13 protein-coding genes are annotated in these 16,260 nt (G+C 61.1%); 4 read left to right on the top strand and 9 right to left on the bottom strand.

All coding sequences use genetic code 11. The features are described from left to right. Positions 1–22: 22 nt before the first annotated feature. From LZ012_RS08845 to gyrA, 7 genes are all read right to left on the bottom strand, one after another. The gene (locus tag LZ012_RS08845; RefSeq protein WP_275709831.1) at positions 23–1,444 is read right to left on the bottom strand and encodes an oligosaccharide flippase family protein; all 1,422 of its coding nucleotides are present in this window, start codon (positions 1,442–1,444) and stop codon (positions 23–25) included. A 74-nt stretch (positions 1,445–1,518) separates the two neighbouring features. Next, positions 1,519–2,526: a UDP-glucose 4-epimerase GalE gene (galE, locus tag LZ012_RS08840; RefSeq protein ID WP_275709829.1), complete on the bottom strand. Its 1,008-nt coding sequence runs from the start codon at positions 2,524–2,526 to the stop codon at positions 1,519–1,521. A gap of 41 nt (positions 2,527–2,567) precedes the next feature. After that, positions 2,568–3,449, bottom strand: coding sequence for a prephenate dehydrogenase (locus LZ012_RS08835; RefSeq protein WP_275709827.1), 882 nt, complete (start codon positions 3,447–3,449; stop codon positions 2,568–2,570). Then, positions 3,450–4,538, bottom strand: coding sequence for a histidinol-phosphate transaminase (gene hisC / locus LZ012_RS08830; protein WP_275709825.1), 1,089 nt, complete (start codon positions 4,536–4,538; stop codon positions 3,450–3,452). It lies immediately after the preceding gene. 10 nt (positions 4,539–4,548) lie between these two features. Next, the gene (gene pheA / locus LZ012_RS08825) at positions 4,549–5,628 is read right to left on the bottom strand and encodes a prephenate dehydratase (RefSeq protein WP_476728688.1); all 1,080 of its coding nucleotides are present in this window, start codon (positions 5,626–5,628) and stop codon (positions 4,549–4,551) included. 28 nt (positions 5,629–5,656) lie between these two features. Beyond that, positions 5,657–6,742 carry a 3-phosphoserine/phosphohydroxythreonine transaminase gene (serC, locus tag LZ012_RS08820; protein ID WP_275709821.1) on the bottom strand — a complete coding sequence of 362 codons (1,086 nt, stop codon included), beginning with the start codon at positions 6,740–6,742 and terminating at the stop codon, positions 5,657–5,659. Then, a complete protein-coding gene (gene gyrA / locus LZ012_RS08815) occupies positions 6,742–9,378 on the bottom strand; it encodes a DNA gyrase subunit A (RefSeq protein ID WP_275709818.1) in 2,637 nt (878 codons plus the stop codon). Before gyrA ends, serC begins: the two co-directional genes overlap by 1 nt. A gap of 98 nt (positions 9,379–9,476) precedes the next feature. On the opposite strand from gyrA, the gene LZ012_RS08810 reads away from it, so the two are divergent. The 4 genes from LZ012_RS08810 (at position 9,477) to LZ012_RS08795 (ending at position 12,963) form a co-directional block, all read left to right on the top strand. Further along, positions 9,477–10,811, top strand: coding sequence for a TRZ/ATZ family hydrolase (locus LZ012_RS08810; RefSeq protein ID WP_420839502.1), 1,335 nt, complete (start codon positions 9,477–9,479; stop codon positions 10,809–10,811). Between the two features lie 56 nt (positions 10,812–10,867). Beyond that, a complete protein-coding gene (locus LZ012_RS08805; protein WP_275709816.1) occupies positions 10,868–11,533 on the top strand; it encodes an OmpA family protein in 666 nt (221 codons plus the stop codon). A 70-nt stretch (positions 11,534–11,603) separates the two neighbouring features. Next, on the top strand, positions 11,604–12,302 hold the full coding sequence (ubiG, locus tag LZ012_RS08800; protein ID WP_275709815.1) for a bifunctional 2-polyprenyl-6-hydroxyphenol methylase/3-demethylubiquinol 3-O-methyltransferase UbiG: 699 nt from the start codon (positions 11,604–11,606) through the stop codon (positions 12,300–12,302). Then, positions 12,295–12,963, top strand: coding sequence for an HAD family hydrolase (locus LZ012_RS08795; protein WP_275709812.1), 669 nt, complete (start codon positions 12,295–12,297; stop codon positions 12,961–12,963). The genes ubiG and LZ012_RS08795 overlap by 8 nt, the downstream gene beginning before the upstream one ends. Here the strand turns inward: LZ012_RS08795 and LZ012_RS08790 are convergent. Further along, positions 12,941–14,116, bottom strand: a complete 1,176-nt coding sequence (locus tag LZ012_RS08790; protein ID WP_275709810.1) for a methyltransferase — start codon at positions 14,114–14,116, stop codon at positions 12,941–12,943. The genes LZ012_RS08795 and LZ012_RS08790 overlap by 23 nt on opposite strands. Beyond that, positions 14,113–16,257, bottom strand: a complete 2,145-nt coding sequence (locus LZ012_RS08785; RefSeq protein WP_275709808.1) for an ABC transporter substrate-binding protein — start codon at positions 16,255–16,257, stop codon at positions 14,113–14,115. Before LZ012_RS08785 ends, LZ012_RS08790 begins: the two co-directional genes overlap by 4 nt. Positions 16,258–16,260: the final 3 nt, after the last annotated feature.

Genomic DNA, 16,260 nt, shown 5'->3' with positions numbered 1-16,260 from the left:
TCGTGCCTTCCCAATTCGGTATTTAAGCGAATAATTTAACTACGCTTTTTCTCACGTCGAATAAATTAAAAAAAACAGAAAACACCGCAAAAATCACAAATGACGCGAATATTCCCATAAAAATTTGAGGCAATACCTCCTGCACCATGCTTCGCGCTATGTAGCCCCCCAGCCCGACGGCAACAGCGCAAATACTGGACTTCATTAGTATCGTGACGACGCCTGGCATGGGAAAACATCTAGGTGCGAACAGGGCGCTAGCAAATGTCGCAACCGCATAGGCGACCAAGGTCGCCCAAGCAGCTCCCGCCATACCGTATTCAGGAATCAAAATGAAGTTAAAAACCACATTGATAAATGCGGTCAATAGCGCGATTGAAACCAGCCAGGATGAACGCTTGACTAAATGAAACGGTAGGTCAAAGTAAAATGATTTCATCCCAGCCATTGCCGCGGCCGGGATAATAAGCGGCATCAATTCCTTGACGCCAAGACGAAACTCGTCACCGACCAGAAGATCTACCATCGGAGAAGAAATTGCCAGAAAGGTGGCCGAAGAAACCATAGCAATAGTAATAATCATCTCCCCATTGCTACGCAATTGGTGCACGGCAGCTTCTTTACCCTTATTTTCTAATGCCCTAAGCAAGAGTGGATAAGCTGCCGTGTGAATAATGGTAAATATTAACCCAAGCGTTTGCTGAGAAAGATCGTAACCAACGCTATAGATTCCAGTCGTCGCCTCTCCCAGCATCGCTGCGATAATTAGACGATCAGAACTCGAAATAACCCAATTCAGTGCAAATGTGGCCGCCAGAGGTAAGCCATAGAACGAATATTGCCGAAGTTTCTCTTTAGCAGGCCATTGAAGACGAACTCCACGCCACACTCGAATACCAAATATTCGATCTGCAAAAAAGAAACCTGCCAATAGCCCCAGCATTGGCGCCGTTGCCCCCCAACCATTATAAGCCAACCCCCATCCAACAATTAGTGAGACCGCACTACGCAAACCAAGAAGCTTGCCATACAGCCCATGCTGGAACAGCACTGACATAGTAGCCAATGTCATTTCAGTCCAAGACATATATAATGCAAGCAGCAACGCAAGTATGCCAAATACCGGCGAGAAATCGGTATTGCCAAATAACACAAACCCCATCGCAAGAATACCAACCACAGTCGACAAGGTCACGAATAGGGCAAGTACATTGGCCTTGGTAACTAAAACATCTTCACCTGCTATTGGTAAAAAACGTGCAAGCACCAATTGAAGCCATTGAAAAGCTAACACGTTGATCAGTCCAATTGCCGCAACAGCGACTGAATAGAGTCCATATTCTTCTACCGACAATAAACGGGAGAAAATGATAAGAGCGCAAAAATTCAACGCCCCTGGCCCTCCTCGAGCCAATAGGTAGTAGAAACCGTGTCGAATCAGCAAAGTAATCTATGCCTGAAGATCAACGAAATAATAAAATTCACAATGGAGTGTCTCTACATTGATATTAAATGCACTCAATCGTTGAATCCATTGGGATTTGCTTGCTGCCAACGCCATGCATCAGCACACATCGACATTAGGTTACGTTTAGCGTGCCAACCAAGAAGTTTGGATGCATACTCAGTCGCTGCATAACACTCAGCTACATCTCCTGCACGGCGCTGAGTAAGTTGATAGGGAATTGCCCTGCCGCTAACAGCTCTAAAAGCTTTTATTACGTCAAGCACGCTATAGCCATTACCAGTTCCCAAATTAGCCTCAAAACATTGCGAAGCCTTTAAACAATGCAGCGCTTTTAAATGCCCAACAGCCAAATCTACGACATGAATATAATCACGCACACCTGTACCATCCGGCGTCGGATAATCGCCCCCCCAAATCTTGAGACACTCCCGACGCCCAACAGCCACCTGTGCGACGAAAGGCATCAAGTTGTTCGGAATACCCTGCGGATCCTCGCCGATGAGTCCGCTTTCATGCGCCCCTACCGGATTGAAGTAGCGTAGGATGCCGATCTGCCACGAGGGGTCCGAATGATACAGGTCGCGCAGCATGTCTTCGATGACCAGTTTGGTGCGCCCGTACGGATTGGTTGCCGACAGCGGGTGATCTTCGGTCAGCGGCAGGAATTGAGGTTCGCCATAGACTGTTGCCGATGAACTGAAAACCAGGGTCTTGACCCCGCAGTTGCCCATGGCCCGCAGCAGACGATGCGTACCGACGACATTGTTGTCGTAGTACTCGAGCGGCTTTTCAACCGATTCTCCAACTGCCTTCAGACCGGCAAAGTGGATGACCGACGAGCAGCCGAAGCTGCGAATCGTATCCTCCAACGCCTCTTGATCGCGGATATCCCCTTTGACAAGCTGCAAGGTCTTGCCGGTGATGGTCTGGACGCGCTTCAAGGCCTCCGGATGACTGTTCGAAAAGTTGTCGAAGACAACGACTTCGTGTCCCGCGTTGAGCAGTTCGACGCAGGTATGGGAACCGATGTAGCCTGCCCCGCCGGTAACAAGAATCATCGACGCCCCCCCTTTATCCGCGCCATGAGCAGAGTGCGGCATCATTGCTCGCCCGCCCAATTGCGCCGCGCCTGTCGCGCGATATTGAAGGTCTGCTCGAGCGAATCGCCGTCATTGTTGGCGAGGGCAACGCGGAGTTGATCCAGCTGCGCCCGATAGGAGTCGAGTTCGCCCAGCAGCGCCTCACGATTGGCCAGGCAGATATCCCGCCACATTTCGGGATGACTGGCGGCGATGCGCGTGAAATCGCGGAATCCTGAGGCGGCGAAGGTGAAGAACAGGTCGGCGTCGTCGCGCACAGCGAGGTCATGTACCAGCGCAAAGGACAACAGATGCGGCAGATGGCTGACAGCAGCGAACACCCGGTCGTGCATTGTCGGCGTCAGTTCATAGATGTCCGCCCCGCACAGCGACCAGGCGCGCTTGATTCGGTCGAGGCGGTCATCGTTGTTTTCCTGCAGAGGCGTGACGACGACCTTCTTCCCCTGGTAAAGATCCCAGCGCGCCGCAGCGGGCCCGCTGTTTTCGGCGCCGGCAATCGGGTGTGCCGGGACGAACTTGCCGATATGCCCCCTGAAAGCAGCGCGTGCGGCGGCAACGACATCGCCCTTGGTCGACCCGCCGTCGGTGACGATGGTGTTAGGGCCGAGGTAAGGTGCGATGCGCTCGAAAATTTCCGGCATCTGGGCCACCGGGGTCGCCACTAGAACGATGTCGGCGTCACCGATCTCGTGTGCCGGATTGATCCCGGCCCGGTCGATCACGCCGAGTTCCTGCGCCTTGCGCAGTGTCGCCGGCGTCCGACCGAAACCGACCACCTCTTCCACCGCGCCCGCCTCCTTGAGGCCGAGCGCAAACGAGCCGCCGATCAGGCCGGTGCCGAAGATGACAACCTTGCCGAATTCGGGCAGACCGGCGTCCATTTACAGAGCCTTTTCCAGGGCCTCGATGAAGCGGACATTCTCCACCTCGGTGCCGATGGTGACACGCAGCCATTCGGGCAAGCCGTAACCGCCGATCGGACGGACGATGACACCCTGCTTGAGCAGCTTCTGATTCACCGTAGCGGCATCGCCAGCGCGGAATGTCACGAAGTTGCCGCAAGACGGGATGTATTCGAGATTCAGTCGTTTCAAGGCAGCGACCAGTTGCTCCATGCCGCGACGGTTTAGTTCGTAGCTGGCATTGAGGAATTCGTGATCGTCCAGTGCCGCCAGCGCACCGGCCAGAGCCAGGTTATTGACGTTGAACGGCTGGCGAACCCGGTTCATCAGATCGGCCACCTCAGGCGAGGCCAGGCCGTAGCCGATACGCAGGCCGGCCAGTCCATATATCTTGGAAAGGGTGCGGCAGATCAGCAGATTCGGGAGATCCTTGAGCCAGCCAGCCGTATCGACGCGCTCGGCCGCCGGAATGTACTCGTTGTAGGCCTCGTCGAGGACGACCACCACATCCTTAGGGACGCTTTCGAGGAAGGCACGCACCTCGGCGTAAGGCAGGAAATTGCCGGTCGGGTTGTTCGGGTTGGCGATCCACACAATGCGGGTATCCGGGCGGATGGCGGCACGCATGGCATCGAGGTCATGACCGTAGTTCTTGGCCGGCGTGACGATCAGCTCGGCACCGGTGGACAAGGTGGCCAGCGGATAAACGGCGAAAGCATGCTGAGCAAAGACGGCGGAACGCCCCGGCGCCAGGAAAACGCGGGCGATCAGGTCGAGCACGTCGTTCGAGCCGTTGCCCAGAACCACCTGATTCTGGCCGACTGCGCAGCGTTTGGCGACCTTGGCGATCAGGTCGAACTGGTCAGGATAGCGTTCGACGCCGCTGATCGCCTTTTCCACGGCCACGCGCGCCTTCGGGCTCATGCCCAGCGGATTTTCGTTGGAGGCCAGCTTGACGATGCTGTCGACCGGAATGCCCATCTCGCGGGCCAGTTCGGTGATCGGCTTGCCCGGCTGATAGGGCGAAATGGCGCGGACGTAGGATAGGGCTTGCTCGGCAAGACTCATGAAGCGTTCCTCAATAGACGGCGACCGGGTAGGACCCGAGGATTTTCAGGTAGGCGGCGGAAGCGGCCAACTTGTCGAGCGCGGCCTTGATGGCCGGTTCGTCGCGATGCCCTTCGATATCGACGTAGAAAACGTATTCCCACAAGGCGTTGCGCGCCGGGCGCGACTCCAGACGGCACATCGACACGCCGGCCAGCGACAGCGGCTGCAGCAACTCATGCAGCGCGCCGGTGCGGTTGGGAGCCGACATGATCAGCGAAGTCTTGTCGCGCCCCGAGGCGCCGGCGTCGTGCTTGCCGAGGACCAGGAAGCGGGTCGTGTTGTTCGGTTCGTCCTCGATGTTCTCGACCAGCTTGGGCAGGCTATAGCGCGCCGCTGCCGCTTCGCCAGCGATGGCCGCCGTACCCGGCTCATCAGCCGCCTTCTGGGCGGCCTGGGCGTTGCTGCCGACCGAAATCCGCTGCGCCTTGGGCAGCATGCGGTTCAGCCATTCATGGCACTGCGCCAGCGACTGGGCGTGCGAATAGACCTTGGTGATCTTGCTGAAATCGGTTTCGTTGGAGAGCAGGTTCTGGTGGATGCGCAGCACGACCTCACCGCAGATTTTCAGCGGCGTCGACAGCAGCAGATCCATGGTGCGCCCGACGGCCCCCTCGGTCGAATTTTCGACCGGAACGACGGCGTAATGGGCGTGACCGGATTCGACTTCACGGAAAACATCATCAATTGCGCCCTGCGGCAGCAGACGGGCAGCGTGGCCGAAATGCTTGGTCGCCGCCGATTCCGAGAAAGTGCCGAGCGGCCCGAGGAAAGCGATGCCCAGCGGCTCTTCGAGCGCCAGACAGGCCGACATCACTTCGCGGAAGAAGAAGGTGATGTTCTCGCCGGGCAAGGGACCTGGATTGGTGTCCTGCAGGCGGCGCAGCACCTGCGCCTCACGCTCCGGACGGTAGATATGCCCGGCCTCGCCGTGTTCGGCCTTGATCTCACCGACCTTCTGCGCGCAACGCGCCCGCTCGTTGAGCAGCTTGAGCAGTTCGCCGTCGATGCGGTCGATGTCGGCACGCACGCCGGACAGCGCCTTCTGCAAGTCGTTTTGTGTCTGGTCGCTCATGCGCTTACCCGTTGCGTTTGGCGAAATCGTTCATGAAATCGACCAGCGCCTGCACGCCGGCCAGCGGTACGGCGTTGTAGATCGAAGCGCGCATGCCGCCCACCGACTTGTGGCCTTTCAGCGAAGCCAGACCCGCCGCCTTGGATTCGGCCAGGAATTTGGCATCGAGTTCCGCATCGGCCAGCACGAAAGGCACGTTCATCGCCGAGCGGCAATCCGGATCGACCGGGTTGGTGTAAAAACCGCCGGACTGGTCGATGCAGTCGTACAACAGGCGGGCCTTGGCGTCGTTGATCGCGGCCATGCCTTCCAGACCGCCCTGGCGCTTCAGCCACTGGAAGACCAGGCCGGCAATGTAGATGCCGTAGGTCGGCGGCGTATTGAGCATCGAGCCGTTTTCGGCCATCACCGCATAATCCATGACCGTCGGGATGGTCAGCGGTGCCATGCCGAGCAGGTCACGGTGAACGATGACCAGAGTCAGGCCGGAAGGGCCGATATTCTTCTGGGCACCGGCGTAGATCAGGCCGAATTTCTCGACATTGACCGGCCGCGACAGGATGTGCGACGACATGTCGACGACCAGCGGCACGCCGGTATCGGCGATGCGGTGGGCGGGAATCTCGACGCCGTGGATGGTCTCATTGGTGCACACGTGCAGGTAGGCGGCGAACGGGTCGAGCCTGATTTCCTCGGCCACCGGCAGGCGGGTGAAGCCGCTGCTCTCGGTGGTCGCCGCGCAGCGCACGTTGCCGACGCGCTGTGCTTCCTTGAAAGCTTTTTTCGACCACGAGCCGGTCACGATGTAGTCGGCCGAGCGGCCGGCCAGCAGGTTCATCGGAATCTGCGCGAACTGCTGCGTCGCCCCACCCTGCAGGAAGAGCACCTTGTACTGCTCGGGGATGCCCATCAATTCACGCAGATCGGCTTCGGCCTGGTCGAGGATGGACATGAACTCCTTGCCGCGATGGCTCATCTCCATCACGCTGCAGCCGGCACCGTGCCAATCAAGCAGTTCCGCCTGGGCCTGCTGAAGGACTTCTTCGGGAAGTGCAGCCGGACCGGCGCTGAAATTCCAGATACGGCTCATCAGGACTCTCCACCTTCGTTGTTGTCGGCTGCATTGTCGGTCGGTGCGGCATCGGCGGCATCGGATGCAACGCCGCCACCTTCAACTTCAGCTTCCACCTCGGCGACCGACTCGGCCACCTTTTCCAGCCCGGCCAGTTTCTCGCCGTCGTCGAGGGAAATCAAGGTGACGCCCTGCGTCGCCCGGCCCATGCCGCGGATTTCCGCGACGCGGGTGCGGATCAGCACGCCGCCGGTGGTGATCAGCATCACTTCGTCTTCGTCATTGACCAGCTTGGCGCCGATGACGATACCGTTGCGCTCGCTGTCGGCAATCGCTTTGACGCCCTGCGTGCCGCGGCCGGAGTGGCGGAAGTCGGCAAGTACGGTGCGCTTGCCGAAGCCGTTTTCGGTGGCGACCAGCACGGTCTGCTGGTCGCTTTCGGCGACGAGCAGTGAAATGACGGTCTGCCCTTCCTGCAGCTTCATGCCGCGCACACCGCGGGCACCGCGGCCCATCGGACGAACGTCTTCTTCGTCGAACCAGACCGCCTTGCCGGCGTCGGACACCAGCACGATGTCGCTCTGGCCGGTGGTCAATTCGACGCCGATCAGGTAGTCGTCATCGAGCAAGTCGACGGCGATGATGCCGGCCTTGCGCGGGTTGGAGAAATCGGACAACGGCGTCTTCTTGACCGTGCCGTCGCGGGTGGCCATGAAGATGAATTTGTCGTCGGCGAATTCCTTGACCGGCAGCACGGCGTTGATGCGTTCGCCCTCTTCCAGCGGGAAGAGATTGACGATCGGCTTGCCGCGGCTGTTGCGGCTGCCCTGCGGCGCTTCGTAAACCTTGAGCCAGTAGCAGCGGCCACGGTTCGAGAAGCACAGGATGTAGTCGTGCGTGTTGGCGACGAACAGGTGATCGACGAAATCCTCGTCCTTGATCGCCGCCGCCTGCTTGCCGCGACCGCCGCGGCGCTGGGCGCGGTAGTCGGCCAGCGGCTGGGCCTTGACGTAGCCGCCGTGCGACAGGGTAACGACCATGTCCATCGGCGTGATGAAGTCCTCGATGCCCAGTTCCTGCGTGTGCAGCACGATTTCAGAACGGCGCTCGTCGCCGAACTGGTCGCGGATGGCCGTCAGTTCGCCGACGATGATTTCGGTGATACGGGCCGGCTTGGCCAGAATGTCGAGCAGATCGAGAATCTTGGCCATCACGTCGCGGTACTCGCCGACGATCTTGTCCTGCTCGAGGCCGGTCAGGCGCTGCAGGCGCAGTTCGAGGATGGCTTGTGCCTGGGCGTCGGAGAGGCGATAGCCCTGGGCCGACAGGCCGAACTCGGGGGCCAGACCTTCCGGGCGCGAGGCGTCGGAGGCGGCACGGACCAGCATCTCCTCGACCACCGGGCTGCGCCAGGTGCGCTCCATCAGGCTGCGCTTGGCGTCCGGCGGCGTCGGCGCCGCCTTGATCAGGGTGATGATTTCATCGACGTTGGACAGCGCGACGGCCAGGCCTTCGAGGATGTGGCCGCGTTCGCGCGCCTTGCGCAGTTCGTAGACGGTGCGCCGGGTCACCACTTCGCGGCGATGCGACAGGAAGCATTCGAGCATCTGCTTCAGGTTGAGCAGGCGCGGCTGGCCGTCGACCAGTGCCACCATGTTCATGCCGAAGGTATCCTGCAATTGCGTCTGCTTGTACAGGTTGTTGAGGATGACCTCGCCGACCTCGCCGCGCTTCAGTTCGATGACGATACGCATGCCCGACTTGTCGGACTCGTCGCGGATATCCGAGATGCCTTCGATCTTCTTCTCGTTGACCAGCTCGGCAATCTTCTCGATCAGCGACTTCTTGTTCACCTGATACGGGATTTCGTCGACGATCAGCGCCTGGCGATCGCCCTTGCCGATGTCCTCGAAATGGGTGCGGGCGCGCATCACGACGCGGCCGCGACCTGTCTGATAACCCTCGCGCACGCCCATCACGCCGTAGATCAGGCCGGCGGTCGGAAAGTCCGGCGCCGGGATGAAGCGGATCAGGTCCTCGATGCTGATGGCCGGGTTTTCCAGCAGGGCCAGGCAGCCGGCAATGACTTCGTTCAGGTTGTGCGGCGGAATATTGGTCGCCATGCCGACCGCGATACCCGACGAACCGTTGATCAACAGGTTCGGAATGCGCGCCGGCATGACCAGCGGCTCCTGCTCTGAACCGTCGTAGTTGGGCCCGAAATCGACCGTTTCCTTGTCCAGGTCTTCCAGCAGTTGATGGCCGATCTTGGCCATGCGCACTTCGGTGTAACGCATGGCGGCGGCGTTGTCGCCGTCGACCGATCCGAAGTTGCCCTGGCCGTCGACCAGCATGTAGCGCAGCGAGAAATCCTGCGCCATGCGGACGATGGTGTCGTACACCGCGGTATCGCCGTGCGGGTGGTACTTACCGATCACGTCGCCAACGATACGGGCCGACTTCTTGTACGCCTTGTTCCAGTCGTTGTTCAGCTCGTGCATCGCGTACAGCACGCGGCGATGCACCGGCTTCAGGCCGTCGCGCGCATCCGGCAGCGCCCGGCCGACGATCACGCTCATCGCGTAATCGAGATAGGAACGCCGCATCTCGTCTTCGAGGCTGATCGGCAATGTTTCTTTGGCGAATTGGTCCATGTCTCACATCCGCACCGGCTAAGCGGCACTTTGTTGGTTGAATCGAGCGTAATTTGCTATTTTAACACGCCCCTCTCAACGCACAGACCCCGTTTTTCATGACAACAATACCAGAAGCCATCGACCTGTTGATCGAAGCCCGCTGGATCGCCACGGTCGATTCGGACACCACCCTGAACAACCACGCCGTCGCAGTACACAACGAGCGTATCGTCGCCGTGCTGCCCACCCGCGAGGCGCGCGCCCGGTTCGCGCCGGCACGGCACGTCAAACTGCCGGGCCACATCCTCATTCCCGGCCTGATCAACCTGCACACCCACGCCGCGATGACCCTGATGCGCGGCATCGCCGACGACCTGCCGCTGATGGACTGGCTGCAGAAGCACATCTGGCCGATCGAAGGCACCCACATGTCGCCGCAGTTCGTGTACGACGGCACCCGCCTGGCCTGCGCAGAGATGCTCAAGGGCGGCATCACCTGTTTCAACGACATGTATTTCTATCCTGATGCCGCCGCCAGCGCCGCCAGCGAATTCGGCATGCGCGCCACGCTGGGCATCACCACGCTGGAATTCCCCACCCCCTACGCCAGCGACGCGGCCGATTACATCAGCAAGGGCCTGGCCGTCCGCCAGGACTGGCTGGGCAACCCGCTGATCGAGTTCTGCCTCGCCCCGCATGCGCCCTACACCGTGTCTGACGCAACCTTCGAGCGCATCCTCACACTGTCCGAGCAGCTTAACCTGCCCATCCATTGCCACATCCACGAGACCGCCCAGGAAATCGCAGACAGCCTGCAACAGCATGGGCAACGCCCCCTGCAGCGGCTGCGCAAACTCGGCCTGCTCGGCCCCAACCTGATTGGCGTGCATGCCGTTCATCTAAATGACGATGACCTTGAATTGCTGGCCACCACGAGCAGCAACATTGCCCACTGCCCGACCTCGAACCTGAAACTGGCCAGCGGTTTTGCCCCCGTGGCAAAAATGCGACAGATGGGCATTAATGTCGGTTTCGGCACCGACGGCGCTGCCAGCAACAACCGCCTCGACATGTTTGCCGAAATGCGCCTGGCCGCCCTGCTGGCCAAGGGTGTCAGCGGCAATGCGCAAGCCCTTCCGGCCGGCGAAGTCCTGCGCATGGCAACGCTCGACGCCGCCCGCGCACTTGGATTGGCCGACAAGATCGGCTCCATCACGCCGGGCAAGTATGCCGACCTGTGCGCCGTCAGCCTGAGCCCCCTGGAAACCCGTCCCTGCTTCGATCCGGTATCGCACATTGTCAATGTGGCCGGCCGCGAGCACATCACGCATGTGTGGGTGGCCGGAAAGTGTTGCGTAGACAACAAAACTTTACCGAATCACCCGCAAAATGACTTGGAATCTGCTGTAGCGCTATGGCAGAATAGTTTGGAATTCCGCCAACAGCCGTGATTCGGTTGTCGTACGGGTTAAAAGATTTCCGACATTTTCTTCAACGAGGGAAAACAATGATCAAAAACATCGCCAAGAAGTCCCTGGTTCTGGCCCTGCTGGCCGGTATCGGTTTCTCTGCTGTTGCGCAAGAGCGCGTTTACCTGATCGACGGCCGTGACGTCGTCGCCAAGAGCGGCTTCGGCCTGTGCTGGCGCGATGGCTACTGGACCCCGGCCGCTGCCGCTGCCGACAAGGCCGGTTGCGAATGCGACAAGGACCTGCTGCCGGCTTCCGCTTGCGCCCCGGCCGCTGCTGCCGCTCCGGCTGCTGCCGCTCCGGCTGCCACCGGCGTCAAGCCGTCCGGCGAAAAGATCACCGTCGCCGCCGACGCCCTGTTCGACTTCAACAAGGCTGTCCTGCGTCCGGCCGGCAAGCAGAAGCTCGACGAGCTGGTCTCCAAGGCCCAGGCCATCAAGCTGGAAGTGATTCTGGCCGTTGGCCACACCGACCGCCTCGGTGGCGATGCCTACAACCAGAAGCTGTCCGAGAAGCGCGCTGCCGCCGTCAAGGAATACCTGGTTGCCAAGGGTATCGAAGCCAACCGCGTCTACACCGAAGGCAAGGGCGAGAAGCAGCCGGTCACCGGCGACAAGTGCAAGGGCAATGCCAAGACCAAGGCCCTGATCGACTGCCTGCAGCCGGATCGTCGCGTCGACATCGAAGTCATCGGCACCAAGTAAGCCGACTACGCTTCAGCGAAAAGCCCTGCCTCGGCAGGGCTTTTTCTTTTCTCTCAGCTTTCACGACATCATGCTAAACGCCAACCAAGCCGAACTCGATAAATTTGGAGAACTCGCCCACCGCTGGTGGGACCCGAACAGCGAATTCAAGCCGCTGCACGACATCAACCCGCTCCGCCTGCACTGGATCGACAGCGCGATCAGTCTGGCCGGCAAGCGTATTCTCGATGTCGGCTGCGGCGGCGGCCTGCTCTCCGAAGGCATGGCGGTCCGCGGCGCCAACGTGACGGGTATCGACCTGTCGGAAAAGCCGCTGGGCGTTGCCAAGCTGCATCTGCTGGAAAGCGGCCAGAAGGTCGATTACCGCAAGATTTCCGTCGAGGAGCTGGCCGACGAGATGCCCGGCGCCTTCGATGCCGTGACCTGCCTCGAGATGCTCGAACACGTTCCCAATCCGTCCAGCGTGATCACCGCCTGTGCGCGACTGGTCAAGCCGGGCGGCCAGGTCTTCCTGTCGACGCTGAACCGCAATCCGAAGTCCTACCTGCTGGCGGTGGTCGGCGCAGAATACGTCCTGCAGATGCTGCCCAAGGGCACGCACGACTACGCCAAGTTCATCAAGCCCTCCGAGCTGGCGCGCTGGGCCAAGCTGGCCAATCTGGAACCGGCCGAACTGGTCGGCATGAGCTACAACCCGCTCAGCCGGCAATACAGCCTGGGCCGGGACACCAGCGTCAATTACCTGATGCGCGCCGTGCGCCATGCTTGAAGCCGTCCTCTTCGACCTCGACGGCACGTTGGCCGACACGGCGCCCGACCTGGGTGAGTCGGTCAATGTGCTGCTCCAGGAAGAAGGATACGCGCCAAAACCCCTCGACACCCTGCGCCCCTACACCTCCCAGGGCGTGCGCGGCCTGCTCAAGGCCGGCTTCGATATCGACAGCACGCACCCGACCTATGCCCATCGTTCGCAGCGCTTCCTAGAGCTTTATCTTGAGCGGCTGTGCCAGGCGACCCGCCTGTTCGACGGCATCCCGGAACTACTCGACGCGCTGGAAGCACACCAACTCGGCTGGGGCATCGTCACCAACAAGCGGATGCGCTTCACCGATCCGCTGGTCGCCCAACTGGGTTTGGCCCCGCGCACGACTTGCGTGGTCAGCGGCGACACCACGCCCGAGGCCAAGCCTTCGCCGCTACCCATCCTGCACGCCTGCCGGCTGCTCGACTGCCAGCCCGAACGCACGCTGTACGTCGGCGACGACCGGCGCGACATCATCGCCGGCAAGGCCGCCGGCTGCCTGACCGTTGCCGTCAGCTACGGCTATCTTGGCGACAGCGGCCCGCTGCACACTTGGGGCGCCGACCTAATCATCGATCACCCGGACGAGCTGGCCCGCTACATCGCTACGCGCGTCGCGCCGAAATAAGCAGATTGCGCGGCGTCAGCTGGCGCGGGCAGAAAGTACCGACATCCACGGTATATCCCCGGCTTTCCAGATAACAGGCCAGATCGAGCACCAGCCAGATTTCCAGCGCCCGCCGAAAGGCATGGCGGACGATGGACAGGCGCATGACCTCGCCCTGACGCTGCCAGCCCAGCGCTTCGGCCCGCTCCGCCGACCGTGCAGCCATCTCCGCCGGCAAGCCTTCGCGCACCGACATCTGCTGTAGAAACTCGCCGAAGCCCTGGCGAAACCAGGCCGCCGGCACCGGCTTGAAAGTCTTGTAGGCAGCGCCGGATTTTTCGCGGCGGAAGGCGTCGAACCCCAGTTTCCAGGCCATTTCGCGATCCCGCTGCCGCGCCAGCCGCGGTGAAGCGGTAACCGTCTCGGTAACGGCCAGGCGCAGGTCATCTCGGGTCAGCGTCAGTCCGCCCTGGTCGTGGAGCGGGACATAGGTCTGGTCCACGCCGCGGTAATAGCAGCACGGGGCGACATCGAAATGGCTGACGCCGGCCGCGCAACCCTGGGTCAGCAAGCGGCGGTGCAGATCCCCGCAGGCATGCAGCGCAATGGCATGCTGCCCCGCCCGGGGCCAGTCGGCCACCGCCAGCGCATCGCGACGCCAGAAACGTTGATCGACGGCCGCCTTGTGCGCCAGCTTCTCGCCTTCGTCGCACAAGGCCGTATCGATTTCCAGGGTGTGCACCGGCAGCCCCCACTCCAGCGCCAGCCGGCGCCCGAGGTGCCCCTTGCCGCCGCACCAGTCGAGCACGCTGCTGCCGCCCGGACGGCTGGCCGAGGCGAAGGCTTCGATCTGGCTTTGCTTGCGCCCGGGAATCTCCCAGGCCCAACGCGTTCCGTGATCTCGGGCGGCGCTTACCGGATACGCCGGAACCTCGGTCAAGGCCAGCACGTCGGCGACCTCGGGGAGATGCCTTGCAAGCAGCGCCAAGGCTGCCGCACTGTCGTTGTTCAGCAGGGCGACAGCATCATCCGGCAAGGCCAGCAATTCGGCGGCCAGGGCCGGCCACTGCTCGCACCATGCCGGCCGCGCCTCGCGGAAAGGCTGGGCGTGCCAGAGCGGATGAAAGAACTGGAGCAGCCCGTCCAGGCGCTGCCGGCGATCAGAGAGATTCACCGCAAGGCTGCCCGCCGCTCGCGGCGCCGATAGCCCACCATGGCCGGGACGACGGCCAGCACGATGACCAGGAAGCCAACCGCCAGCGGCCAGAGGAGCGGCTTGTTCCATTCCCGGCGGGCTGCCGCACGTTCGGCCGCATCGATACGCTGGTATTTCAGGATGTTGTTGCCGACGTCGTTGGGCTTGCGGTTCTTCAGCCAGCGGTGGCCGAGGGTATAGCTTTTCGGATGCAGGCCGAAGACCCAGGGCGCATCGTGCTGCAGCAGGCGATTCATCTGACGGACGATGCTCAGCCGCTCCGGCGTGTTATCCATGTTCTTCATTTTGGTGAACAGCCGATCGAATTCCGGATTGGCGTAATTCGACGAATTCTCGCCGCCCCGGGCGACGCGCGACTCTTCGCCGTGCAGCAGGAAAAAGAAGTTTTCCGGATCGGGGTAATCGGCATTCCAGCCCAGGTAATAGAGCTGGACATTGCCCTTGCGCAGCTTGTCCTGGAAACGGTTGAAGTCGGTCGAGCGGATGACGAGCTGGATGTCGATCCGGGCGAATTGGCGGGTCAGCCAGTCGAGGCGGGACTTTTCGCCCATGCCGCCGCCGGTGGTGTCGAGATAGACGACCAGCGGTTCGCCGCTCTTTTCGTCGCGACCATTCGGATACCCGGCTTCTGCCACCAGCTTCTTGGCTGCCTCGATCGGCTTGCGCCGGGGCTTGCCATCGACCCAGTCGTAGACCACGCCGTTAACGCCCAGCTCGCCCGGCTCGTAGCCGAAGATGCCCGGCGGCAGCGGACTCTGCGCCGCAATGCCGCGCCCGTTCTGGAAAATGGAGATGAACTCCTCCTCGTCGATGGCGATGGAGATGGCCTGGCGCAGCTTGGTTCCGCGGGCGCCCAGGCCGCCGATCACTGGATCGAGCAGGTTGAAACCCATGTAGAAAGTCGAAGGCTTGACCGAGGTCAGCAAGCGTATGCCCTTGTCGCGCATTTCGTCGGTCAGCGCCACGTCGCCGCCGACATTGACGCGCACCGCCTGGTCGAAGCTGTCCGAAGAAATCCCCGAGGCATCGTAGTAGCCCTGCAGGAACTTGTTCCAGTAGGGAATCGCCTCCTTCTCACGGGTGAACACCGCTTGGTCGATGAATGGCAGGGCCTTGCCGCAATCGTCCAGCAGACCGGCCTCGCGATCTCCCGCTTCGCCCTCGCAGGGATAGGCTTGGCCATGGAAATTCGGGTTGCGCGACAGCACCATGCGCCGGTTCGGATCGTTTTCCGACAGCATGTACGGCCCGGTGCCGACCGGCCACCAGTCGAGGGTCAGGTTCTTGGCTGCCATGCCGGGCTGGGCGAAGAAGCGGTCGGCCTCGCGCGGCACCGGCGCGAAGAAGGGCATGGCCAGCCAGTAGGCGAATTGCGGGTATTTGCCCTTGATGCGGATGCGCCAGGTGTGGACATCGACCTTCTCGACCCCGGTCAGGGCGAAGGCGTCGAGGTCGAGCCACTCGTCGGCCGGCTTGTCCTTGGCGGCCTTCTGCAGGCTGTCGCCCAGTTCCTTGAGGCCGACGATCTTGTCCGCCATCATGCCGAAAATGGGCGAATGCAGGCGCGGATGGGCCAGGCGTTTGATCTGGTAGATGTAGTCGTCGGCATTCAGTTCGCGGCTGCCCAGCTTGGGAAAATCGCTGACTTTCTGCCGGCCATCGGCGATGCCCGGACCGACGTATTCCGGCTGGCCTTGCGCATCGACAGCGAAAGCCGGGTGCGGCTGGAATTTAATACCCGGCTTCAGCTTCAGTTCATAGACGCTCTCGGCGATCTGCTCGACCGGCGCATCGTGCGCCAACTCCCGCCCTGCGGCATCGTAGAAGCGGGGAACCGGCACCTGTTCAAGGGTGGCTGGAATCAGCTCATAAGGGCGTTTCAGGTAGTGGTACTGGAGCGGCGGCTGGTAGATCTGCGCCGTGAAGGTGATCTCATCCTCGGTGTAGGACTGGGCCGGATCGAGGTGCTTGGGACGTTCGGTAAATGCCGTGTACAGGATATTCCGTCCGGCATCGGCTGCCGGATACGGATCGTTCCAGCTCTGCCCGCATCCGGACAAGGCTGTGGCAAGAGCAAGGCAGGCCAAGATTTTTCGCATGAC

This window comes from Dechloromonas hankyongensis, from assembly GCF_022012295.1.
In the GTDB taxonomy this organism is placed as follows: domain Bacteria; phylum Pseudomonadota; class Gammaproteobacteria; order Burkholderiales; family Rhodocyclaceae; genus Azonexus; species Azonexus hankyongensis.
This window is presented reverse-complemented; position numbering and strand designations above follow the sequence as displayed.

Excerpts from the sequence above, each read along its gene's own strand:
- galE (WP_275709829.1), bottom strand. The coding sequence starts at position 2,526 with ATGATTCTTGTTACCGGCGGGGCAGGCTACATCGGTTCCCATACCTGC.
- LZ012_RS08835 (WP_275709827.1), bottom strand. The coding sequence starts at position 3,449 with ATGGACGCCGGTCTGCCCGAATTCGGCAAGGTTGTCATCTTCGGCACC.
- hisC (WP_275709825.1), bottom strand. The coding sequence starts at position 4,538 with ATGAGTCTTGCCGAGCAAGCCCTATCCTACGTCCGCGCCATTTCGCCC.
- serC (WP_275709821.1), bottom strand. The coding sequence starts at position 6,742 with ATGAGCCGTATCTGGAATTTCAGCGCCGGTCCGGCTGCACTTCCCGAA.
- gyrA (WP_275709818.1), bottom strand. The coding sequence starts at position 9,378 with ATGGACCAATTCGCCAAAGAAACATTGCCGATCAGCCTCGAAGACGAG.
- LZ012_RS08810 (WP_420839502.1), top strand. The coding sequence starts at position 9,477 with ATGACAACAATACCAGAAGCCATCGACCTGTTGATCGAAGCCCGCTGG.
- LZ012_RS08805 (WP_275709816.1), top strand. The coding sequence starts at position 10,868 with ATGATCAAAAACATCGCCAAGAAGTCCCTGGTTCTGGCCCTGCTGGCC.
- ubiG (WP_275709815.1), top strand. The coding sequence starts at position 11,604 with ATGCTAAACGCCAACCAAGCCGAACTCGATAAATTTGGAGAACTCGCC.
- LZ012_RS08795 (WP_275709812.1), top strand. The coding sequence starts at position 12,295 with ATGCTTGAAGCCGTCCTCTTCGACCTCGACGGCACGTTGGCCGACACG.
- LZ012_RS08785 (WP_275709808.1), bottom strand. The coding sequence starts at position 16,257 with ATGCGAAAAATCTTGGCCTGCCTTGCTCTTGCCACAGCCTTGTCCGGA.